At 63.6% G+C, this 20,909-nt stretch carries 17 protein-coding genes; 14 read left to right on the forward strand and 3 right to left on the reverse strand.

The window, feature by feature from the left end; all coding sequences use genetic code 11:
- The first annotated feature begins 115 nt into the window (after positions 1 to 115).
- The 3 genes from Q0H23_RS04965 (at position 116) to Q0H23_RS04975 (ending at position 2,986) form a co-directional block, all read left to right on the forward strand.
- Positions 116 to 1,378 (forward strand): MFS transporter, encoded by a 1,263-nt coding sequence (locus Q0H23_RS04965; RefSeq protein WP_293836281.1) that lies wholly within the window; start codon positions 116 to 118, stop codon positions 1,376 to 1,378.
- A gap of 198 nt (positions 1,379 to 1,576) precedes the next feature.
- A complete protein-coding gene (locus Q0H23_RS04970; RefSeq protein WP_293836282.1) occupies positions 1,577 to 2,155 on the forward strand; it encodes a manganese efflux pump MntP family protein in 579 nt (192 codons plus the stop codon).
- 291 nt (positions 2,156 to 2,446) lie between these two features.
- Positions 2,447 to 2,986, forward strand: coding sequence for a DUF308 domain-containing protein (locus tag Q0H23_RS04975; RefSeq protein ID WP_293836283.1), 540 nt, complete (start codon positions 2,447 to 2,449; stop codon positions 2,984 to 2,986).
- A 10-nt stretch (positions 2,987 to 2,996) separates the two neighbouring features.
- On the opposite strand, the gene serB is transcribed toward Q0H23_RS04975, so the two are convergent.
- Positions 2,997 to 3,668, reverse strand: a complete 672-nt coding sequence (serB, locus tag Q0H23_RS04980) for a phosphoserine phosphatase SerB (RefSeq protein ID WP_293836286.1) — start codon at positions 3,666 to 3,668, stop codon at positions 2,997 to 2,999.
- 822 nt (positions 3,669 to 4,490) lie between these two features.
- Here serB and Q0H23_RS04985 point away from each other — a divergent pair.
- The 7 genes from Q0H23_RS04985 to Q0H23_RS05015 all read left to right on the forward strand — a co-directional run bounded on the left by Q0H23_RS04985 (position 4,491) and on the right by Q0H23_RS05015 (position 14,658).
- Complete coding sequence (locus tag Q0H23_RS04985; RefSeq protein WP_293814699.1) at positions 4,491 to 6,578, forward strand: glutamine synthetase III; 2,088 nt, start codon at positions 4,491 to 4,493, stop codon at positions 6,576 to 6,578.
- A gap of 173 nt (positions 6,579 to 6,751) precedes the next feature.
- The gene (locus tag Q0H23_RS04990) at positions 6,752 to 8,383 is read left to right on the forward strand and encodes a polysaccharide deacetylase family protein (RefSeq protein ID WP_293836289.1); all 1,632 of its coding nucleotides are present in this window, start codon (positions 6,752 to 6,754) and stop codon (positions 8,381 to 8,383) included.
- Between the two features lie 63 nt (positions 8,384 to 8,446).
- Positions 8,447 to 9,109 carry an endonuclease III gene (gene nth / locus Q0H23_RS04995; RefSeq protein WP_293836292.1) on the forward strand — a complete coding sequence of 221 codons (663 nt, stop codon included), beginning with the start codon at positions 8,447 to 8,449 and terminating at the stop codon, positions 9,107 to 9,109.
- A gap of 159 nt (positions 9,110 to 9,268) precedes the next feature.
- Positions 9,269 to 12,136: a DNA polymerase I gene (gene polA, locus Q0H23_RS05000; RefSeq protein ID WP_293836295.1), complete on the forward strand. Its 2,868-nt coding sequence runs from the start codon at positions 9,269 to 9,271 to the stop codon at positions 12,134 to 12,136.
- Positions 12,137 to 12,267: 131 nt separating this feature from the next.
- A complete protein-coding gene (gene rnhA, locus Q0H23_RS05005; protein WP_293836298.1) occupies positions 12,268 to 12,750 on the forward strand; it encodes a ribonuclease HI in 483 nt (160 codons plus the stop codon).
- A gap of 187 nt (positions 12,751 to 12,937) precedes the next feature.
- On the forward strand, positions 12,938 to 13,948 hold the full coding sequence (locus Q0H23_RS05010; RefSeq protein WP_293836301.1) for a nucleoid-associated protein: 1,011 nt from the start codon (positions 12,938 to 12,940) through the stop codon (positions 13,946 to 13,948).
- Positions 13,949 to 14,100: 152 nt separating this feature from the next.
- The gene (locus tag Q0H23_RS05015) at positions 14,101 to 14,658 is read left to right on the forward strand and encodes a hypothetical protein (protein ID WP_293836303.1); all 558 of its coding nucleotides are present in this window, start codon (positions 14,101 to 14,103) and stop codon (positions 14,656 to 14,658) included.
- Between the two features lie 109 nt (positions 14,659 to 14,767).
- On the opposite strand, the gene Q0H23_RS05020 is transcribed toward Q0H23_RS05015, so the two are convergent.
- Entirely contained in the window at positions 14,768 to 16,564 is a 1,797-nt protein-coding gene (locus Q0H23_RS05020; RefSeq protein ID WP_293836305.1) for a 1-deoxy-D-xylulose-5-phosphate synthase, read from the reverse strand.
- A gap of 162 nt (positions 16,565 to 16,726) precedes the next feature.
- On the opposite strand from Q0H23_RS05020, the gene Q0H23_RS05025 reads away from it, so the two are divergent.
- Positions 16,727 to 17,251 (forward strand): HD domain-containing protein, encoded by a 525-nt coding sequence (locus Q0H23_RS05025; protein ID WP_293836307.1) that lies wholly within the window; start codon positions 16,727 to 16,729, stop codon positions 17,249 to 17,251.
- Positions 17,248 to 18,285 carry a putative ABC transporter permease gene (locus tag Q0H23_RS05030; protein WP_293836309.1) on the forward strand — a complete coding sequence of 346 codons (1,038 nt, stop codon included), beginning with the start codon at positions 17,248 to 17,250 and terminating at the stop codon, positions 18,283 to 18,285. Before Q0H23_RS05025 ends, Q0H23_RS05030 begins: the two co-directional genes overlap by 4 nt.
- Positions 18,286 to 18,378: 93 nt before the next feature.
- Here the strand turns inward: Q0H23_RS05030 and Q0H23_RS05035 are convergent, their stop codons facing one another.
- Positions 18,379 to 19,347, reverse strand: coding sequence for a D-2-hydroxyacid dehydrogenase (locus Q0H23_RS05035; RefSeq protein ID WP_293836311.1), 969 nt, complete (start codon positions 19,345 to 19,347; stop codon positions 18,379 to 18,381).
- Between the two features lie 290 nt (positions 19,348 to 19,637).
- Between Q0H23_RS05035 and Q0H23_RS05040 the strand changes: the two genes are divergently transcribed.
- Both Q0H23_RS05040 and Q0H23_RS05045 read left to right on the forward strand, forming a co-directional pair.
- Complete coding sequence (locus Q0H23_RS05040; RefSeq protein WP_293836314.1) at positions 19,638 to 20,603, forward strand: beta-ketoacyl-ACP synthase III; 966 nt, start codon at positions 19,638 to 19,640, stop codon at positions 20,601 to 20,603.
- 67 nt (positions 20,604 to 20,670) lie between these two features.
- Entirely contained in the window at positions 20,671 to 20,907 is a 237-nt protein-coding gene (locus Q0H23_RS05045) for a phosphopantetheine-binding protein (RefSeq protein WP_293836316.1), read from the forward strand.
- Positions 20,908 to 20,909 lie beyond the last annotated feature (2 nt).

Raw genomic sequence — 20,909 nt, forward strand, 5'->3', positions numbered from 1 at the left:
AAGGGCCGCTTACCGTTGCATTACATAAGGCGTCGCCAAGTCCGGGTATCATGCATGGGATGCAAACGGCGCGCGCCCGAGCCCGCGCCTCGATGATGCAGACAGGAGAGCCTACATGGCCAAGACGAAGTTCACGAAGCTCGAGCGCAATTGGGTCATGTATGACGTCGGAAACTCGGCGCTCGTACTGCTCAACACCTCTATCGTGCCGATCTACTTCAACGCCATCAACACGGGCGCCTCTTCGGCAGAGCTCGTGACCGCATGGGCTAACGCCCAGACGATTGCCTCCCTCGTGGTGGCGCTGCTCATGCCCATTCTGGGTTCGCTCGCGGATTATGCGGGCAACAAGATCAAGTTCTTCCTCGGGTTCTTCCTCACGGGTCTCGTCCTGTGCTTCGCCCAGGCGATTCCGATGGCCGCCCTGCCGTTCCTCGTGCTCTACGTGCTCTGCACGGTGGGCCTTAACTCGTCGATGACGTTCTATGACGCCATGCTCACCGACGTCACGACGGACGAGCGCATGGACACGGTCTCGAGTGCGGGCTATGCCTGGGGCTATGTTGGCTCGACCATCCCCTTCATCATCTGCCTCGCCCTGATCTTCGGTGGCCCGGCGCTGGGCCTCGAGATGATGCTCTGCACGCGCCTCTCCTTCGTGATTACAGGTATTTGGTGGCTCGCGTTCACGCTGCCGCTCATCCGCACCTACAAGCAGAAGTACGGCAAGGAGCGTGGTGAGGGAGACACCCTTGGCAAGATCGTTGCCTCCACGTTCTCTGGCCTGGCCGACACCATGGGTCGTATCGCCAAGGACCGCGTGCTCTTGATCTATATGATTGCCTTCTTCTTCTATATCGATGGCGTCCACACGGTCATCTCGATGGCGACGAGTTATGGCTCCGCCCTTGGCATTGATTCGACGCAGCTCGTGCTCGCGTTGCTCGTGACGCAGTTCGTGGCGTTCCCCTCTGCCATCATCTACGGCAAGCTTGCTGGTAAGTTCGGCACGCTCCGCATGATCATCGTTGCTGTGCTCGCGTACTGCGGCATCGTCCTGTTCGCGGCGTTCCTGCTGAAGACGGCGGTCGAGTTCTGGATCCTCGCCATTCTCGTGGGTCTCTTCCAGGGTGGTATTCAGGCGCTTTCCCGCAGCTACTTTGGCAGGCTCGTTCCCAAGGAGCGCGCCAACGAGTACTACGGTTTCTTCGACATCTTCGGCCGCTACGCGAGCGTCATGGGCACCTTCCTCGTGAGCGTCATCACCGCCGCGACCGGCAATGCCAGCCTGGGCGTGCTTTCCATTGGCGTTCTGCTCGTGGTGGGTCTCGTCATGCTGCTCACCCTGCCGGACGCCCGTGGCGAGAGGGCTGCTTAGGGGCAACTCGCCCATGGCATTTCGCGAAGGTTTGCCTTGGTTCGCCGGGGCGCGCGATGTCATTCGTGATGCGCGTCGGTGCTGGCTCTTCGTCGTTGGCGTTTGGTCCTATCATTCATAGCGCTCGAGAGTTGGCCGGTCTGTGGGTGATCGGCCAACCTTTTTGTCTCATGCCACCTCGGGGAGGGTGCGGGTTTCTTGGGTATCGTTGAGATCCTGCTGCTGGGCGTGGCGCTATCCGCCGACGCCTTTGCTGTGACCATTTCGAATGCGTTTGTCTACCCTGGCGAGACGAAGGCCCGCCTAGCGCTCATGCCGGTATTCTTTGGCCTGTTCCAGGGGCTTATGCCGTTGCTGGGCTACTTCGTGGGAGGCCTTGCAGCTGAGGTCATCGAGGAGTATTCCGGGATTATCACGCTGATTATCCTTGGCTTCATCGGGGGCAATATGGTTCGCGAGGGCGTGTGCGCCCTGTTGGGTCTTGGCGATGATGCGGACGTGCCCGACAATGGCCCCGCGGTAAAGCGGCTCACCGTCGCGACTCTGCTGGTTCAGGCAATCGCGACCGCTATCGATGCGTTTGCCGTTGGCGTGAGCCTTCGTGCCCAGGCGGTTGCCATCGTGCCTGCGGCGACAGTCATCGCGCTGACCACGGCTGCCTGCTGCGTGGTCGCGCTTCTCATCGGTCGTAAGCTCGGTGAGGTCTTGGGCGATCGCGCCGAGGTCGCCGGTGGCTTCGTGCTGATCATCATTGGCCTCAAGGCATTCTTCGCATAGTTTCTTTTGGGGATGCTGCCGCGCGGCGCGCGTGGCTTCCGCGCCGGAGGCGCCCGTGGTGCACGCTCGTGCTTCTCGTACTGGGGAGCACTTTTGCGCGGCGCGCGTGGCTTCCGCGCCGGAGGCGCCCGTGGTGCGCGCGCATAACTCCCGCGCGCCTGGGTATGTCTAGTGCGTGAGCTCATTCGCTGGATGCGTTGCTGCGAGTTTTATTTCGCGGAGCGATGACGCGCCACGCCGCCTGGTATGGCGCAGCGCGCGCACGATCCGGCGTTGTCATGGGAGGCAAGCATGAACGCGTTCGAGAAACTCTTCAAGCGCACGAAGGCGACGATCATCCTTATGGGGATCGCCTTGCTGGTGCTCGGCATCGCGATGTTCGTGAGCCCGATTGGGGCAACGCTTTTGATCGTGCAGGTCGCCGGGTGGACGCTTGCCATGGTGGGCGTCGTGACGCTGCTTGGCTGCTGGGCGCGCCGCGCGCTGCTCCTGAGCCAGGCTGACTTGGCGATCGGTCTCGTGGAGACCGTCCTTGGCATGTGCCTCATCCTCTGGCCGGATGCCTTCGTCGCCGGAATCTACGTGATCATCGGCGTGATCATCCTCATTACGGGCGTGAATGACATCATCGAGGCAAACGTCGTGTTCAGGCTTGGGCTTCCGGGCCGTGGCTGGCGCTATGTGGTGGGCCTTCTCACGCTTGCGGCAGGCGTCCTTGTTGTGAGCTCGCCCTTCACGATGGCGGAGTTTGTGATGCTCATCGCGGGCGTTGCGCTTATCTTCGACGGCATCACGGAAATCGCTGCCGGTGCCACGATGAAGGTCGAGTAGGCTGCTTGCCCTACTGCTTGCCGTCGATGATCGGCCAGGCGAGCATGAGGTTCCGCTCGTCGATCGAGTGGGGAGCAGCGGCGCGCGTCTTGGGCTTGGCGCAGAAGGCGATGCCGGTGCCGGCCTCGAGAATCATCGGGATATCGTTGGCACCGTCGCCCATGGCGACGGTTTGTTCGCGAGAAAGCCCCAGCTCGTCGGCCCACTCATGCAGCGCTCGAACCTTACTCTCCTTAGTGACGACCTCAGAGATCACCTTGCCGGTGAGATGCCCATCCACGACCTCGAGCTGGTTCGCGAGGCAGTAGTCAATGCCTGCCGCGGCAACGATTTTGTCCGCGACCTGATGGAAACCGCCTGAAACCACGCCGACCTTCCAGCCACGACGGTGGGCCTCCTCGACGAGCTCGAGCGCGCCGGGAGTAAACGTCACGCGAGCGAAGGTGCGATCGAAGACGCTTTCATCGAGACCGGTTAGGAGCCCGACGCGCTCTGCGAGAGCCTCGCGGAAGTCGAGCTCGCCGCGCATAGCGCGCTCGGTGATCTGGGCGACGCGGTCGCCGACGCCCGCCTCCTCGCCGAGAAGGTCGATGACCTCTTCGTTGATGAGCGTGGAGTCGATATCCATGACGATGAGGCCGCGGGCGGCGGTGTTCGTTTCGGACGTTGCCATCTCTGCCATGGTTTCTCCTCCGTCTGCCGCCATGTTAGGGCGGTGCTTTTGCGCATGGTGTTCGTTGACGCTCGCTTTGGCAACTCGCCGCGTTGTCGCTTGTTGTGCCGAAGCTTGCCGTTAATTGCATTGTCCGCGTATTTCGATGCGTTTTTGACGCCATTCGATTCAATTTACCTTGTGGAAAAGGAAAACAACGGACGTAGCTGCCGCGTTTGGGAGATTCTTCGCCGCTTTTGCGGGCCTTATCGTCCCTTTCGAGAAGGGTAAGGAACAATAGGGTGCGAAATTCTATAGCGAATTAGATGCCAAGCGGATAGCGCGAATCAGCCGCAGCTAATTGTCGCAGGTAGATTGCGTGACCCTTATTTAGCTAATCGGCTGTATCTCATTTGGCTATAGAAAATCGTGTCCTCTATTTTGCATTCAGGTCCAAAAGGCTTGGATGATAGCTTTTGCGCTGATCGGAAGTGATTCCGCATCACGATTGAGCCTGGGCGAGGGAGCCATCGCGTTTAACGCCCTGATTATTCGACTCGAGTCATGTCTAGCTGCGCTTGCCCTGTCCTTGTATGGATTGCCATGACGAACCATGTCTGTCTATACGCTAATAATTTCGCCGTTCTCCGCCTTAACCACGCGAAGTCGCGTTATGCTCACACGCGCGCTACGCATCGCTCATGCGGCTGTCGCACGTTGCTAACGCTTGCGTCTCGCGCTGCTCACATTTGGGTGACGCGCGAGAAGCAAAAGGTTAATGACAGAGAAACAACGCCCCGTTAGAGTATTTCCGCGTCAGGGATCAGTTCTCAGAAGAGAAAGCGAGTCCATATGGCTTCAAAGGTCACAGAGGAGTACGGCTCTCTAGTCTTCAGCGACTCCGTCATGCGTGATCGGCTGCCCAAGCCCACGTACAAGGAGCTCTCGCGCGTTATCAAGGAGGGCAAGGCGCTCAACCTCGACATCGCCAACGAGGTGGCCCACGCTATGAAGGAGTGGGCGCTCGAGAAGGGTGCCACGCATTACACGCACTGGTTCCAGCCGCTCACGGGCATCACGTCCGAGAAGCACGACGCCTTCATGGAGCCCACGGGCGACGGTCGCGCCTTCGAGACCTTCTCTGGCAAGGCGCTCATCCAGGGCGAGCCTGACGCCTCGAGCTTCCCCTCCGGCGGCCTTCGCGCCACCTTCGAGGCCCGTGGCTACACCGCCTGGGACCCGACTTCCCCCGCTTTCATCAAGGACGAGGTCCTCTGCATCCCCACCGCGTTCATTTCCTACACCGGCGAGGCGCTCGACAAGAAGACCCCGCTGCTTCGTTCCACTGTTGCCCTCGACGCCCAGGCCAAGCGCGTCCTGAAGCTCTTTGGCAAGGACGTTAAGTCTGTCTCCACCACCGTTGGCCCGGAGCAGGAGTACTTCCTCATCAAGGAGGAGGACTACGCCGCCCGTCCTGACCTCATCATGTGCGGCCGCACGCTCTTTGGCTGCGAGCCGGTCAAGGGCCAGGAGCTCGAGGAGCACTACTTCGGCGCTATCCGCCCGACGGTCAACGAGTTCATGAAGGAGCTCGATGACGAGCTCTGGAAGCTCGCCGTTCCGGCTAAGACCAAGCACAACGAGGTTGCCCCGTGCCAGCACGAGCTCGCCCCGATCTTCGAGTCCGGCTCCAAGGCGATCGACCACAACCTTCTCACGATGGAGAAGATGAAGATCATCGCCTCCCACCACGGTCTCGTTTGCCTGCAGCACGAGAAGCCGTTCGACTACGTCAACGGCTCTGGCAAGCACAACAACTGGTCGATCTCCGCTGATGGCAAGAACCTGCTCGACCCGTCCGACACCCCTGAGGAGAACCTGCAGTTCCTCGTCTTCCTCAGCAGCGTGATCGCCGCCGTCGATGATCACCAGGACCTCATGCGCGCGAGCGTTGCCTCCGCTGGTAACGACCACCGTCTGGGCGCCAACGAGGCTCCCCCCGCGATCGTCTCCATCTTCCTGGGCGATGACCTTGCCGCCGTCGTGGACGCGCTGATTAACGACAAGCCGTACACGAGCCACCCGCGCGAGAAGATGGACCTCGGCGTCCCGCAGCTCGCTGACCTCACGAAGGACAGCACGGATCGCAACCGCACCTCTCCGTTCGCCTTCACTGGCAACAAGTTCGAGTTCCGTATGTGCGGCTCCCAGCAGAACCTGTCTGACCCGAACATGGTCCTCAACACCGCTGTTGCCGAGAAGCTCGACAAGTTCGCCACCGACATGGCTGACGTCGCCGAGGACGACTTCCTCCCCGAGGCTCTCGCCTGGGTTAAGAAGACCCTGACCGATCACCAGCGCATCATCTTCAACGGCAACGGCTACTCCGACGAGTGGCCCGTCGAGGCCGAGAAGCGTGGCCTGCTCAACATGCGCACTACGCCGGACGCCCTGCCGTGCATCGTTGACGAGAAGAACGTCGAGCTGTTCGAGAAGTATCACGTCGCCAACGCCGATGAGATGAAGGCCCGCTACATCTCCAAGGCCGAGCAGTACGCCAAGCTCCTCAACATCGAGGCCAACACGATGGTGTACATGGTCAAGCACATGTACCTGCCGGCGCTGTACGACTACTCTGGTGACATCGCCTCCACCGTTGCCACCAAGGCTGAGCTGGGCATCGCCGCCAAGGCGGAGAAGACCCTCGTCCAGTCGCTTACCGACAGCATCGATAACATCACCGAGCTCGTCGCTGACCTCGAGAAGAAGAATGCCGAGGCCCAGGCTCTCGAGTGCCCGACCAAGCAGGACGAGGCCATTCGCGACACCGTCATCCCGGCCATGGACGCGCTGCGTGCCGCCGTCGACGCGATGGAGAAGGTCTGCGGTCACGACTACTGGCCCGTCCCGAGCTACAACAGGATTCTGTTCTACGTGTAGTTTCACGGTTGTCTTTAGACGCTGAGCTGCTGGCGGCCCCGCTTCTGGCGGGGCCGCTTTTTTATTGCGCGTGGGCCTGGTAGGCTCCGTGTGCGTCAAGTCGATGTCCGGGATAGCTGCTAGGATGGGTTGAGCAAACGTCGCATGATCATGTGCGTTCAAGGAGGAACAACATGCCTCGCTTCAAATATCCTGAGTCGGATGGTGGCCAGCGTCATTCCGCTTCGAGTGGTTCGGGCTCGCATTTCAAGAACCGGTCTTCTGCGGAGCGTCAGCCTGCCGTTCGGTCGGATTCCCACGGGGACGCTCCGGCGAATCCCTATGCCGTCGGCCATGCCGCGTCGCCTAACGCCACAGGTCGCGCCGTGGCTCCCATCCCCGCCGACCAGACGCAGCGTGCGCCCCAGGCTGGCGCCTACGTTCCGCCGGCGACCAACCCCTATGCCGCGGGTGACCCGTATGCCTCGCCCTACCAGGCGTCATACGAGGACAATCCCTATGCTTCCGGCCCCTCCACGGGCGCGGTCGAGATGGGTCATGAGCAGGTGGGATCGCGCTCCCGTGGCGGACGTCGCCACAAGAACACCGCCGGCCAGGGCGTTCCGGGCGCCCCACGTAAGCGCCGTCGCCGTGTGCCGGCGATCATCGTCGTCCTTCTCGTCCTTGCCGTTCTTGGCGGAGGCGGGACCTATCTCTACTTCAACCCGCCTATCTATCGCGTCAACGTCAACGGCACTGATCGCATGGTGCGTGCTGGCTCCACGCTTCAGGACGTCGTCGGCGAGGGCTTTGCCTCGCCCGTGGCCGGTGACCTTATCGCTGTTGATGGCTCCGTCTGCAAGGAGGGTGGCGGTGACCCCTTCGAGGCAACCGTCAATGGCGCGGAGACCTCGGATCCCGCGACGGTGGTCCCGCGTCATGCCGTCGTCCAGATCAATGACGGCAACGACACTGACGAGGAGTGCACTGAGACCACGGAGACCCTCCCTCATGGAGAGGGTGGCGAGGACATGAGCTCGTTTAACCTGTATTGGGCGGGCTCGATGCATGTGTACTCGAACGGCGAGGACGGCGAGCAGGTAACGAGGACCGGTAACGTCTCTGGTATCTCGGTCACCGAGGTCACGAAGCAACCCGTTGACGCCGGCTACCACGTTTACACGACGAACACCAATGGCGACAAGGTCATCGCGCTGACGTTTGATGATGGTCCCTGGCCCGGCACCACCTCGGAGATTCTCGACGTTCTCAAGGAGAATGACGCGCACGCCACGTTCTTCGAGATTGGTAACCAGGTCGCGGAAAACGCGGACGTCGTGAAGCGCATTCATGACGAGGGAAATCAGATCGCCACGCACACGTGGGATCACGCGAGCGGCTCGGGTGGTGGCGTTGACCTTACGAAGATGAGCACTGACGAGCAGATTCAGGAAGTCGACAAGGGCTTCCAGGCTATCGAAGACGTGCTTGGGACCTCGGTCACGCGCGTCATGCGCGCGCCGGGCGGCAACTATCACGCCACAAGCAACGGCAACATCATCACTAACCTCGCCGATCACGTCACGGCCGAGATTGGCTGGAATGTCGATACGGAGGACTGGCGTCGTCCGGGTGCTCAGGCCATTGCGGACAGGATCATGTCCGCTCAGCCCGGAGACGTCGTTCTCATGCACGACGGCGGCGGCGATCGATCGCAGACCGTCGAGGCGCTCAAGATTGCACTTCCGCAGCTCAAGGCTCAGGGATATCGCTTCGTCACCATCGACGAGCTTATGAGCTCGTATGGCATGCCGAGCAACGACTAACGCTTACGGTTGACCATCGCGGGCCCCAGGTATGTGGGGCCCGTTTTGTCTAGGGGAGGGTTTATGCCGCGCGAGACGAACGCCGCCAAGCGGGCGCGCGCAATCGAGTTCTGCGACCGTCTGGGGGAGATGTACGGGCCCGTCGAGTGCTTCCTCGACCACGGGAGCCCCTATCGCCTCGTCATATCCGTGCTGCTCTCCGCCCAGACGACGGACGCACAGGTCAACAAGGTGACGCCGGAGCTGTTTCGTCGCTGGCCTTCGCCCGAGGCCCTTGCTGCCGCCTCGCCGGAGGAGGTTGCCGAGGTCATCCGCAGCCTGGGCTTCTACAAGAGCAAGGCGAGGCACGCCGTCGAGGCCGCGCAGATGATCGTGAGCGACTATGGCGGGGAGGTGCCGCACACGATGGCCGAGCTCACGCGCCTGCCGGGCGTGGGGCGCAAGACCGCCAACATTGTGCTCAACGTGAGCTTCGACATCGTCGAGGGAATCGCGGTGGACACGCACGTGAACCGCATCGCGCACAGGCTAGCCCTGAGTCCCAAGACGCACGAGAAGGAACCGCTCAAGACCGAGCAAGACCTGCTCAAGCTGCTCCCTCGCGAATACTGGCGCGATGTCAACCACCAGTGGATTCGCTTTGGACGCGAGGTTTGTAGTGCGAAGACCCCGCGTTGCGGCGAGTGCCCCATGGCGGACATCTGCCCGAGCGTTGGGAAGTGCTAGCCGTCTCGAACGCGTGACGTGCGGATCACGCCGGGCCGCGGGGTGCTAGCAGTTCGGGCTCGGGCGCGTCGGGTTGATGTGGCTCGGGTGTCGAATCGTCCGCGCGTCAGGGTTCCCACGTACAATGGACGGCGGACAACACGAGTGAGGGAGACGCCGATGACGACTGAGAACATGGCCGAGAAGAACGTGGCAGCTGCATCTGTGCCTGAGGGCACCGAGTTCGCCGTACCCGCGCCTGAATCTGCCGAGGCCGACGCCGCGCCCGACGCCGTGATGGACGCTGCTGCCGACCCTGCCGCCGCCGAGGCCGCCGCACCCGCGCCTGAATCCGCCGCGCCCGACGCCTCCGAGCGTCGCGTCATCGCCGTTATCGATGGCAATTCGCTTATGCACCGCGCGTTCCACGCCATCCCGCCCACGATGACCGCGCCCGACGGCCGACCCACCAACGCCATCTTCGGCTTCGTGTCGATGTTCGTGAAGCTCGTCGAGAGCTTCCGTCCCAACGGCGTGATCTGCGCGTTTGACAAGGGCAAGCCGCGTGTGCGCATGGAGATGCTCCCGCAGTACAAGGCTCAACGTCCGCCGATGGATCCGGTCCTGCACGAGCAGTTCCCCATGGTCAAGAATCTGTTGCGCTCGATGGACGTTCCCGTGGCGGAGCTCGAGGGCTGGGAGGGCGATGACATCCTCGGCACGCTCGCTCGCCGTGGCGAGGCTGCCGGCTATGACATGTACCTTGTCACGGGAGACCGCGACATGTACCAGCTGGTCACGGAACACGTGAACGTCGTCTCCACGCGCAAGGGTGTTTCAGACGTGAACATCATGACGCCGGAGAGCGTCGATGATCTCTACCACGGCATTACCCCGGAGCTCGTTCCGGATTTCTACGGCCTCAAGGGCGATACCTCGGACAACATTCCCGGCGTGCCGGGTATCGGCCCCAAGAAGGCAAGTGCGCTCATCTGTCAGTACGGCAATCTGGACGAGGTCATCGCCCATGCGGACGAGATCAAGGGCAAGATGGGCGAGAACCTCCGCGCGCACATCGACGACGCCCTGCTCAGCCGTAAGGTCGCGACCATTCGTACAGATGCGCCTATCGAACTCGACCTGTCTGCGGCGAAGTTCCCCACGTTTGACGTCGAGACGGTCCGTGCCGCCATGGGCGAGCTGGGCTTTACGGGTATGACGAGTCGCGTCCTTGCCCTCGCAACGGCGGAGGCCGACGCCGCAGCAGCGGCGAAGCCCGCGTTCGAGCTGCCGAAGGTCCTCTCGGGCTCCACGCTCGAGGAAGCGCTTCGCGACGCCGGTGAGGCGGGGGAGCGGGTCGGTCTCGCCCTCGACGAGGCCCCGGCGCAGACGACGCTGTTCGACCCCGCACCTGAGCTTGTGGTTTGGGCGAGCTGCGAGGCTGGCATGGGCAAGCTCGAGGGCAACGCGGCTTCCGCGCTGCTCGTCCGCGCGCTCGAGGGTTGGCGCGTCGCTTCGGGCGACGTGAAGGCCCTCATGCACGCCGTCTACCCGAGCGATTCCTCGGTTGCGCCGGCGGTGGACGAGGATGGCCGCTCCTTCGATCCCGCCCTTTGCAACCCGGCCAACCTCTTCGACACGGGCGTGGCCGCCTACCTCCTCGATTCCTCCAAGGGCTCGTATCCCGTGGCGGAGGTGGCCGAGCGCTATCTCGAGGGAGAGCTGCCCGAGGCGACCGATGCCGTTCCCGCCTCCGCCATCGCGGCTACGGCGAGCCGCGCGCTCGTGCCCGTCCTGCGCGAGGCGCTTGAGCGTGACGGCTCCGCCCAGCTGATGGACCAGATGGAGATACCGCTCGTGGGTGTACTCGCGCGCATGGAGCGCATGGGCCTCGCCGTTGACCCCGAGGTCCTTGCCGCGCAATCACACGAACTGGGAGCGGACATCGAGGAGAGCCGCCAGAAGATCTTTGCCGCCGCCGGTCGCGAGTTCAACGTCGATAGTCCCATGCAACTCTCCGGCGTGCTTTTTGATGATCTGGGGCTGCCCACGGCGGGTCTCAAGAAGACCCAGCGTGGCTACTACTCCACCAACGCCAAGGTGCTCGAGGACCTCGCCCGCACGAACGACGTGGTTGCCGAGGTGCTCGCTTACCGCGAGAAGGCCAAGATCAAGAGCACCTATCTCGACGCTCTGCCCGAGCTCATTGCAGGTGACGGTCGCATTCACACCAGCCTCAACCAGACGGTTACGGCGACGGGCCGCCTTTCGAGCTCAAACCCCAACCTGCAGAACATCCCGACTCGTTCCGAGCTTGGGCATCGCGTGCGCACGGCCTTCAAGGTGGCTCCGGGTAGCGTGTTTCTCGCGTGCGATTACTCGCAGATCGAGCTGCGCCTGCTCGCGCATCTCTCCGGCGACGAGCATCTCATCGCGGCCTTCTGCGAGGGCGAGGACTTCCATGCCGAGACGGCCGCCCGTGTCTTTGGCGTGCCCGTGTCCGAGGTCACGCCCGTGATGCGCAGTCGCGCTAAGGCAGTGAACTTCGGCATCGTCTACGGACAACAGGCCTACGGCCTCTCCACGTCGCTTGGCATCTCGCGCGCGGAGGCGCAGGAGATGATCGACCGCTACTTTGCGGCTTATCCCGGCGTGCGCCGCTACCTTGACGAGACCGTCGCGCTTGCCAAACGCAATGTCTGGGCGTCCACGATGTATGGCCGCAAGCGTCACGTTCCGGACATCTTGGCGCGTAACGCCAACCTACGCAACTTTGGCGAGCGCACGGCGATGAATCACCCCATGCAGGGCACCGCGGCAGACATCATCAAGCTCGCGATGGTCGCGGTCGACGCACGCATGCGTGAGGAGGGGATGACGAGCAAGCTCGTCCTCCAGATTCACGACGAGCTTGACTTCGAGGTACCGGAGACCGAGCTCGAAGCCATGAGCGCGCTCGTCAAGGAGACCATGGAGGGCGTGGTGACGCTGAGCGTCCCGCTGGTGGCCGAGGTTTCCTACGGTGCGGATTGGGCGGCCGCAAAGTAGTCGTGGTGCCCGGGTGGCGATAGCCGTCGCCGCCGCGAGGGGCGCGATTCCCGGGTGGCGACGGACGTTGCCGCCGCGAGGCACGCATGGTGCCAGTCGGCGTATTCAGTCAACAAACGCGAGGGGAGCGTATGAGGGTCGTTATCTATACGGATGGTTCTAGCAGGGGCAATCCTGGTCCTGGTGGCTATGGGGCGGTGCTGCGCTATACCGATCCGGCGGGCGTCCTTCATGAGCGCGAACTCTCGCAGGGCTATGCGCGCACCACGAACAACCGCATGGAGCTCATGGCTGCCATCGCTGCGCTCGAGGCGCTCAAGCGTCCGTGCGAGGTGGAGGTCCACAGCGACTCGCAATACGTCGTGAACGCGTTCAACCAGCATTGGGTCGATGGCTGGCAGCGCCGCGGATGGAAGAACGCCAAGAAGGAACCGGTGAAGAACCCGGACCTCTGGAAGCGCCTGATTGCGGCTGCCAAGCCCCATGACGTGCGCTGGGTATGGGTCCGCGGGCACGCGGGCGCCGAGCTCAACGAGCGCTGCGACCAGCTTGCCGTTGCCGCCGCAACCGCGCCTGCCGCCCAACTCCTCGAGGACGAGGGCTTCGAGGGGTAGGGCTCTCGGGTTTGCCATGACGCCGCTCACCCCGCTACGCTCGGCGGCGCGCCTGCTCGCGCGTTTCGTTCGCCGTGGCCACCCCATGCGCCAACAAGCATCCATATCCGCCACGACAGTCCTCGTCATGTCACAGAGGCGGGGTATAGTAGACCCTCGCAATTCGTACCAACCGCTGGAGGCACCCATGATCGTCCGCCTGAACAAGGCCGTCCTGCACGTCCTCGACCTCGACTCTGCCGTGAGCGTCATCTCTAAGGCCGAGCTTGACCTCGAGGAGAAGCCCGTCAAGTCCTACGTGCAGAGCATCTGCCGCAAGTCCCTCGGCTCGACGGACTGCCGCCACGGCAAGTTCGGGCAGGATAACGCCCTCGCGACCCAGGTGAGCCGCTACCTCCATGGCGCGGACGAGTTCGTCCCGCTGACGGCAACCGTGGCGAGCTTCCTGTTCGGTGAGCTCCAGCGTGCGGATGGCGCTCGTAGCACGGACCTCCTCATGACGGATTTCCTCGATGGTGACGATACGCGCTACATCGGCCTTTTCCTCCTCGAGGGCAAGAAGGCCTTCGTCCATGAGGTCAGCCAGGCTGGCTCGATGGTGAGCTGCGACATTGTTCGTCGCTATGGCGTGCTGCCCGCCGCCACCCAGAAGCTTGCGAGTTGGGCCCTCGTGCGTGCGGACAATCTCGAGATTGCCTATGTCGACAAGCCGCGTTCCATCGACGGCCAGGACACGCTGCTCATCCCCGAGGGCCTGCTCCAGTGCAGCTCCGAGGCGAGTGCTCGCGAGACGATCGACTGCGTGACCGAGATCGTGGAACAGGTCGCCGAGGAGCACGGTGCCAATGCCGCCCTGGCTCTCTCCCGCGCCAAGGCCTACGTTGCCGAGCAGGTCGACGAACAGGATTCCTTCTCGCGCGATGGCCTCGCGGAGAAAGTCTTCGAGGACTCCGAGCCCGCGCGACGTGCCTTCGAGACTGCGGCTGACGTGCGTCACCTGCCGGAGCGCGTTGCCGTCGATCGCCGCGCCGTCGCTCAGAAGCGCGTGCGCTGCCACCGCATCGTGACGGATACCGGCATCGAGGTCTCGTTCCCGGCGGAGTACGGCGATGACCCGGAGTTCATCCAGTTCTCCACCGAGGCCAACGGCCTCATCTCGATCGAGCTCAAGAACATCGGCAGCATCGAGAACAAGTAGGCGCCGCGCGCGCCTGATGCGCGCGGCCGCGCCTGCGTGCGGCGGGCGCGCAGGAGGTGGCCGGAACCACGCGCGCCTGGTGCGCGCGCCTGGCCACGAAGGCTATCATTACCCTCTACGCAGTGATTCCGTTAGCCATCGGAGGGCATATGATGAGTGCATGGACGTCCTACAAGGGCTCTGTCTACCAGCAGCTCTTTGGCAATTTCTTCGAATACTTCCGCAAGTACTGCGGCGACCAGGACTTCTCCCACTCAGCGTGGCTCGAGCACGAGCTCGGCAGGCATCGCCTGGCGTTCAACTCCTACTATGACGCGCTGGACGACGAGGCGGCGCGGTTCGCGACCGTCCTTACCACCCGCGGGTTCGTCTCTGCGTGCTGCTTGCATGCGACGGGTGCCGTGAGCGGAGGCGACGACGGGGCGTGGCGAATCGAGCGAGACGGCGAGAGCCAGGCCTTCCCGTCCCCTCTGACCTACGTTCGCCGCCAGAAGAAGTTCCTCAGTGGATTCATCGAGAGGGACGTGACGTATGTGATCGTGTTCGATGACGGGACGGACCTTACGGGCGTCCGTTGCGCCTGTCCCGTCATGCATATGAGTGAGTTCGTGGACTTCCTCAAGGGCCTCGGCGGCGTTGCCTCAGAGGCTGAGATAAAGGGTGCCTTCGATGCGTTCAGGCTCGCCGTCGCGAATGGCGGCACGCGATAGCCCGTCTTCAGGTGGATTGAGGATGGCGGTCGCATCCTCTGCCTCGCTGCCGGCGCGGGCACGCGGCTCGCGGGCGCACCTGGGCGCGGCCTGTCCGGCGGACGGTGGGTTAGAGCGACTCCTCGAGTAGGTCGATGACCTCGCTCGCGACGCTTCTCTCGGTCAGGCCACAGCAGTTGAGGAGGTCTTCCGGCTCGTAACGATCCGGGAAGCCGTGCGGCAGGCCAAAACCGCGCACGCGCGCGTTGGTGGGGCCGAGGATGCGGGCGATGTGGCTGCCAAAGCCGCCGTCGAGCACGCCGTCCTCGAGGGTTACCACGGCGCGGTTCTCCTCCGCGAGCGAATACACCCAGTCGAAGTCGATGCCGCACGCGTAGCGCGGGTTGACGAGCGTTGCGTCGATGCCCTTCTCTGCGAGGAGTGCCACCACCTTCTCGCCTAGGGGCATGGTGGACCCAAGCGCGAGAATCGCGGCGCCGCTCGTGCCCTCGTGGACGATTTCGGGGATGCCGAAGACGTAGCCGCCGTCAGGAATCTCGACGCTCGGGCGGGAGACGACGCCGGCTCCGGGCACGCGAATCGCGTACGGACCGCGGCGGCAGTCGATCGCCCAGTCGAGCATGGCGAGGTACTCCTCGCGGCACGTGGGCGCGAGGTAGGTGAGGCCTGGCATGTCGCTGAGCATTGCGATGTCATAAAAGCCCAGGTGAGTGGCATCGGTCGTGCCAAAGGCGCTCGAGCCGAACACAAGGACCGTGATCGGCGCGGCGTTGAGGCAGACGTCGTGCCAGAGCTGGTCATACGTGCGCTGGAGGAAGGTGCCATAGACGCCGTAGACGGGCTTGGCACCACCAACTGCGAGGCCGGCGCACATCGTGACGGCGTGCTCCTCCGCGATGCCAACGTCGACGAACTGCTTGCCTGCCGCGGCGCGACGGTCGGGCGTGAAGCCCATCATGTAGGGCGTGGCGGAAGAGACGGCAACAAGTTGCTGGTCAGAGGCCATGCGCTTGAGTAGATACTCACCCGTGATGTCCGCATAGGTGGCGGGCGGGGTGATTACGATGCCGCCGCTCGCGCGCCCACCGGAGAGCTTCTCGCCAGTCTCCGGGTTGAAGGGGCCGACGTGATGCCAGCTCTCCTCGTTTTCCTCCGCCGGGGCGAAGCCGAGGCCCTTATGGGTGTGGATGTGGAGCACGACGGGGTGGTCGCAGCCGCGCAGACTCGCGAGGGCCTCCTCGCAGGCGGCCTCGTCGTTGCCGTTCTCGAGGTAGCGATAGTCAAGGCCCATCGAACGGAAATAGTTGTCCTTGGTGTGGCCTCGCGTGGCGCGCAGCTCGGCGAGGTTGGCGTAGATGCCACCGTGGTCCTCGGAGATGGACCACTCGTTGTCATTCACGACGATGATGAGATTCGTGCCGAGCTCTGCCGCGTTGTCGAGACCTTCGAAGGCGAGGCCGCCGGACAGCGAACCGTCGCCAATGACGGCGACGACATCATAGGTGTCCCCCGCGAGGTCACGCGCCTTCGCGAGGCCAAGCGCGAGGCTCACCGAGGTCGAGGTGTGACCCATGGAGAAGTGGTCGTGCTTGCTCTCAACGGGGCTGGCGAATCCGGAGACTGCGCCCATGAGCTCTGGTTTTATGAATGCCTCGGCACGGCCGGTGAGCATCTTGTGTGCATAGGTCTGATGGGAGACGTCGAACACGATCTTGTCTCGAGGGGAGTCAAAGACGCGGTGGAGCGCCACCGTAAGCTCGACGACGCCAAGGTTGGGGCCGACGTGTCCGCCCACCTTGGCGCAGGTCGCAATGATGGCGGACCTGATTTCCTCACAGAGGGGAAGCATCGCTTGGGCAGGGAGAGCGCGAACGTCTGCCGGTGTGGCAATGCCCTCGAGATACATGTGCCCTCCCATCATCTGACCTGCGGTTTCTTGAATCGTGCTAAAAAGTGCGCCTATTTAGGGCGCATAAACATATAGATTGGCACATTTGAGGGAAGAAAGTGTGGTGGGGATGTGCCAGCGGCAGAATAGTGTCGATTGGCGAGGCTATTTTAGGGGGCGATGGCGTTGACGACCGGTCCGATGTACGAGACAACGGGCGCCGAGGTTGCCGCCGAGGCGACTCGCCTCGCGCGTGAGGGCCGTCTCGGCCTTTGCCGCGAGTTCGTCCAGCATGGAGACGTGTCCGTGTACGAGCATGTGGTGGCGGTCGCGGTCGAGAGCTGTCGCATGGCGGACGCCCTCGCACGTCATGGCATCACGGTCGACCGGCCTTCGCTCGTGCGCGGGGCGCTTCTCCACGATTACTTCCTCTATGACTGGCACGATCCGGATCCGAGCCATCGGCTTCATGGGTTTCGCCATCCGTTCTTCGCGCTGCGCAACGCGGAGGACGATTTCACCTTGGACGAGCGCGAGCGCAACATCATCGTGAGGCACATGTTTCCGCTGGTGCCGGTGCCGCCCACGTGCCGGGAGGCATGGATTGTATGTGGCGCTGACAAGTTGGTTGCCCTGCGTGAGACGCTTGACTCGCGCGTGCCGGAGCGCTTGCTTCCCCGCTGGCTCAAGGAGGCCGGTCGATGAGCCCTGAAACCGCCGCGATGATCCCGCTTCTGGCGGCATCCGTGCCCGCCGCCCCGCTCTCGGGACTCTTCATCTCGTTTCTCGTCTATAGCTTTGCCGGTTGGCTCTGGGAGTCCACCGCCTGCGCGATGATGAATCAAGGTCGCTTCGCCAACAGCGGCTTCCTGCTTGGGCCCATCTGCCCGATCTACGGCGTGGGCGCTCTCGCGTGCTGGCTCTTCCTCCGCGAGATTCCCGACGTCGTGCCGCAGTTCCTCGTGTCGGGCTTGCTGTGCTGTGCGCTCGAATACGCGGTGAGCGTCATGCTCGAAGCGACGACGGGCGCGCGCTTTTGGGATTACGAGGACAAGCCGGCCAACATCAACGGACGGGTTTGCCTCTACGGCTTCCTGATGTTTGGCGCCGGCGCGGTCTTGATCTGCCGCGTGTTCGAGCCCGCGCTTCTCGAAGTGCTCGTGAATGTGCCGGTTGTCGTGCTCGAGGCGGTGGCGGTGATGTGCGCGATAGCCCTCGTCGTTGATTTGGTGTTTGCCATGGCGAGCTGGCGTCGCCTGTCCACCCAGCTCGAGTCGCTGCGCGCGCAGATCCAGGTCAGGATTGACGAATCGATGGGCGAGGCCTCCGAGCGCATGCTCGAGGCACTGCCGGGACCCGTGGTAGAGGGTGCCGCCGAGGTCTATGAGCGCACGCGCGACGCTGCCGGGGACCTTGTCTCGAAGCTTGACCCGCGTGCCGTCGCGGCCGGCGTTGGCCAGGCCACGCAGATGCTGCGTGATGGCATCGCGGAGCACGGCGGCGAGGGCCGCCTGGCCGAGCTCCGCGCCGCCGGCGAGAACGCGCGTCTGAGGCGCGTGGCCTCGAATGCCCAGGCGACGGAGTGGCTCAACTCCGCCGCCGAGTCGCTCGTGTCGCGTCTTGGCAGGCGAGACCTGCGATTCTTCAATGCGTTCCCGCGCATGCGCATGAAGCGCTACGAGAGCGTCATCAATCGTGCCGGCATCCGCGAGCGCGTGAGGGAGCTGTTCGAGCGCTAGGTGGTGCGGTAAGGCCGCGATTGCCGGCGGCGCCGCCCCGGCTGCGGTCGCTAGTGCCGCACGAGGTTGCGCAGGGGCTCCCCGGCTTTGGGGCTAGTGCCGCACGAGGTTGCGCAGGGGCTCCCCGGCTTCGAGGTGGGCGATGTTCTCCGCGGCGATGTCCGCGATGTTGTCGAGGACCGTGAAGAGGTGAAATCCACCAGAGACATGCGGCGTGAGCAGGAGGTTGGGCGCATCCCAAAGCGGGCTGTCCTTCGGAAGCGGCTCCGGCGAGGTGACGTCGAGCGCGGCGCCCGCGAGATGCCCACTCGAAAGCGTCGCGACTAGGTCGTCCGCGACGACGAGGTCTCCGCGGCCACCGTTGGCGAAGAAGGCGCCCGGGCGCATCGCCGAGAAGAACGCGGCATCCGCAAGGCCTTGCGTTGCCGGTGAGCTCGGCAGGAACGATGCGACGACGTCCGCCTTGCCAAGGATCTGCGGCAGCTCGTCGATCGGGTGGACCGTCTCGAAGCCGGCGGGCGCCTCGCCGCCGTGACGGTTCGCGCCGATGACGCGTGCACCCATCGCCTGGCAGAGCTGGGCGAAGTGGCCGCCGATGTCACCCGTGCCCAGAACGAGGACTCGTGCGCCGGCGAGGGTGGTGACCGGGCCGAGGTCGCCCCAGTCATGGGTGCGCTGCAGATCGTGGTAGCCCGGGAGACGCTTCATGAGGGCGAGCGTCATCGCGAAGAGATGCTCGGAGACCGCCTGGCCGTAGGCGCCGACGGCGCAGCACAGCGCGAGGTCTGCCGGAAGGGTGCCTGCGGCAAGGTAATTGTCATAGCCTGCCGAGTTGAGTTGCAGCAGCTTGAGCGAGGTTGCCTCGGAGAGACGCTTGGGCGAGAGGTTGCCCACGATGACGTTCGCCTCGGCGACCTGATCGTTGGTGGGATTTCCGAGCATGGCGCCCGGCTTGGGCGCCACATACGTGAAGCGCGCGTGCGGGGCAGAAGCCTCGAGTCGAGTGCGCTGCTGCTCATTGAACGGCGGAAGGACAAGGACGTTAAGGGTACTGCCGGCCATGGGTTCTCCTCTCGTGGCGCTATTCTCGGCCGTATTCTACGCGCACCACGGATGGGTCCGTGCGTCGGCGCGTACCGCTTAACGGCCTTGCAAGGTTCTCTCGAGTCATTTGCGGGGGACGGACTCGATCCATTTGCGAGGGATGGATTCTCTTGCCCGTAGCTTTCCGTATGAAGCACTTGTGAGGAACGGCATCTTAGATGTTGACGAGTCAACAACAGACCGGTAGGCTCTTCTGCCTATAAGATGTTAACACGTCAACAAGCGTCACGCGAAAGGGGTGCCAAGCCTTGTCCTTCCGGATTCTCGGTACGGGATCTGCCCTTCCAGAGCGCGTCGTCACCAACGACGACCTGTCGGATTTCCTCGACACCTCCGACGAGTGGATCTTCACTCGCACGGGTATCAAGGAGCGCCGTATCTGCACGGAGGAAACCCTCGACGACCTTGCGATTGAGGCGAGCCGCCGAGCCCTCGACATGGCGGGTGTCGCCGCCGGTGACCTCGACCTTATCGTCTGCTCGACTACCACGGGCGACCATCTCGTTCCCGCGGAGGCGTGTGCCATCGCCGAAGGCCTGGGTGCCAACTGCGCGGCGTTCGACGTCTCGGGAGCCTGTGCGGGCTTCGTCCTCGCCCTCGACGTCGCCGATGGCTTCATGGCCCGCGGCCGTGCCTCGCGCGTTCTCGTGGTCGCCGCGGAGCAGATGAGTCGCGTCCTCGACTGGGAGGACCGTGCGACGTGCGTTCTGTTTGGCGACGGTGCCGGTGCGGCCGTCATCTCGGTGGACGAGGGCCAGAACCCCCTCGCGATGAGCTTTTCGACGACGCCCGACGTTGCCTCCCTGAACGTTCCGGGCATCTCCGGAACCTGTCCGTTCAGGCCGGCGGACCATGCCGTCAGCACCCTTTCCATGGATGGCCGTCGCGTATTCCGCTTTGGCGTCGGCGCCATCTGCGACGCCGTCAAATCCCTGGCGGGCCAGGCCGGTGTCGCGGTCTCTGACATCGACCACTTCGTATTTCACCAGGCGAACGAGAGAATCCTCTCCGCCGCCGTCAAGCTCCTGGGCGTGGACGACGCGCGTGTGGTCCGTACCCTCAGGAGCACGGGGAACGTCTCGAGCGCCTGCATCCCGCTCGCGCTCGACAGCCTCGTCCGCTCGGGCGAGCTCAAGCGCGGAGAGCTCGTTGCGCTGGTCGGCTTTGGGGCTGGCCTTGACACGGGGGCCTGTCTGCTTCGCTGGGAGCAGTGACTCGCATAGCAAGAACCAATCGGCAAGACAAACGCCAACGCCCAAAGGGCAAGCAAAGGAGAAGAACATGGCTACTGACAACACCTTCGAGCGCGTCTGCGACATCATCCGCGACAACGCCGGCGACGACGCCGTCGAGCTGACTCGTGACACCACCATGGCCGAGCTCGGCCTCGACAGCCTCGCCACCGTCGAGGTCGTCGTCGCCATCGAGGGCGAGTTCGACATCGAGCTTGACCAGTCCGTCAACCCGGAGACCGTCGGCGAGTTCGTCGACCTGGTCGAGGCCCAGCTGGAGAAGTAACG

It is taken from the genome of uncultured Parolsenella sp. (genome assembly GCF_934660935.1).
Lineage (GTDB): Bacteria > Actinomycetota > Coriobacteriia > Coriobacteriales > Atopobiaceae > Parolsenella.

Coding starts and splice junctions, on each gene's coding strand:
- Q0H23_RS04965 (WP_293836281.1), top strand. CDS start 116: ATGGCCAAGACGAAGTTCACGAAGCTCGAGCGCAATTGGGTCATGTAT.
- serB (WP_293836286.1), bottom strand. CDS start 3,668: ATGGCAGAGATGGCAACGTCCGAAACGAACACCGCCGCCCGCGGCCTC.
- Q0H23_RS05025 (WP_293836307.1), top strand. CDS start 16,727: ATGGCGTTGACGACCGGTCCGATGTACGAGACAACGGGCGCCGAGGTT.
- polA (WP_293836295.1), top strand. CDS start 9,269: ATGACGACTGAGAACATGGCCGAGAAGAACGTGGCAGCTGCATCTGTG.
- Q0H23_RS05020 (WP_293836305.1), bottom strand. CDS start 16,564: ATGTATCTCGAGGGCATTGCCACACCGGCAGACGTTCGCGCTCTCCCT.
- Q0H23_RS04975 (WP_293836283.1), top strand. CDS start 2,447: ATGAACGCGTTCGAGAAACTCTTCAAGCGCACGAAGGCGACGATCATC.
- Q0H23_RS04985 (WP_293814699.1), top strand. CDS start 4,491: ATGGCTTCAAAGGTCACAGAGGAGTACGGCTCTCTAGTCTTCAGCGAC.
- rnhA (WP_293836298.1), top strand. CDS start 12,268: ATGAGGGTCGTTATCTATACGGATGGTTCTAGCAGGGGCAATCCTGGT.
- Q0H23_RS04990 (WP_293836289.1), top strand. CDS start 6,752: ATGCCTCGCTTCAAATATCCTGAGTCGGATGGTGGCCAGCGTCATTCC.
- Q0H23_RS05035 (WP_293836311.1), bottom strand. CDS start 19,347: ATGGCCGGCAGTACCCTTAACGTCCTTGTCCTTCCGCCGTTCAATGAG.
- nth (WP_293836292.1), top strand. CDS start 8,447: ATGCCGCGCGAGACGAACGCCGCCAAGCGGGCGCGCGCAATCGAGTTC.
- Q0H23_RS05030 (WP_293836309.1), top strand. CDS start 17,248: ATGAGCCCTGAAACCGCCGCGATGATCCCGCTTCTGGCGGCATCCGTG.
- Q0H23_RS05015 (WP_293836303.1), top strand. CDS start 14,101: ATGAGTGCATGGACGTCCTACAAGGGCTCTGTCTACCAGCAGCTCTTT.
- Q0H23_RS05045 (WP_293836316.1), top strand. CDS start 20,671: ATGGCTACTGACAACACCTTCGAGCGCGTCTGCGACATCATCCGCGAC.
- Q0H23_RS05010 (WP_293836301.1), top strand. CDS start 12,938: ATGATCGTCCGCCTGAACAAGGCCGTCCTGCACGTCCTCGACCTCGAC.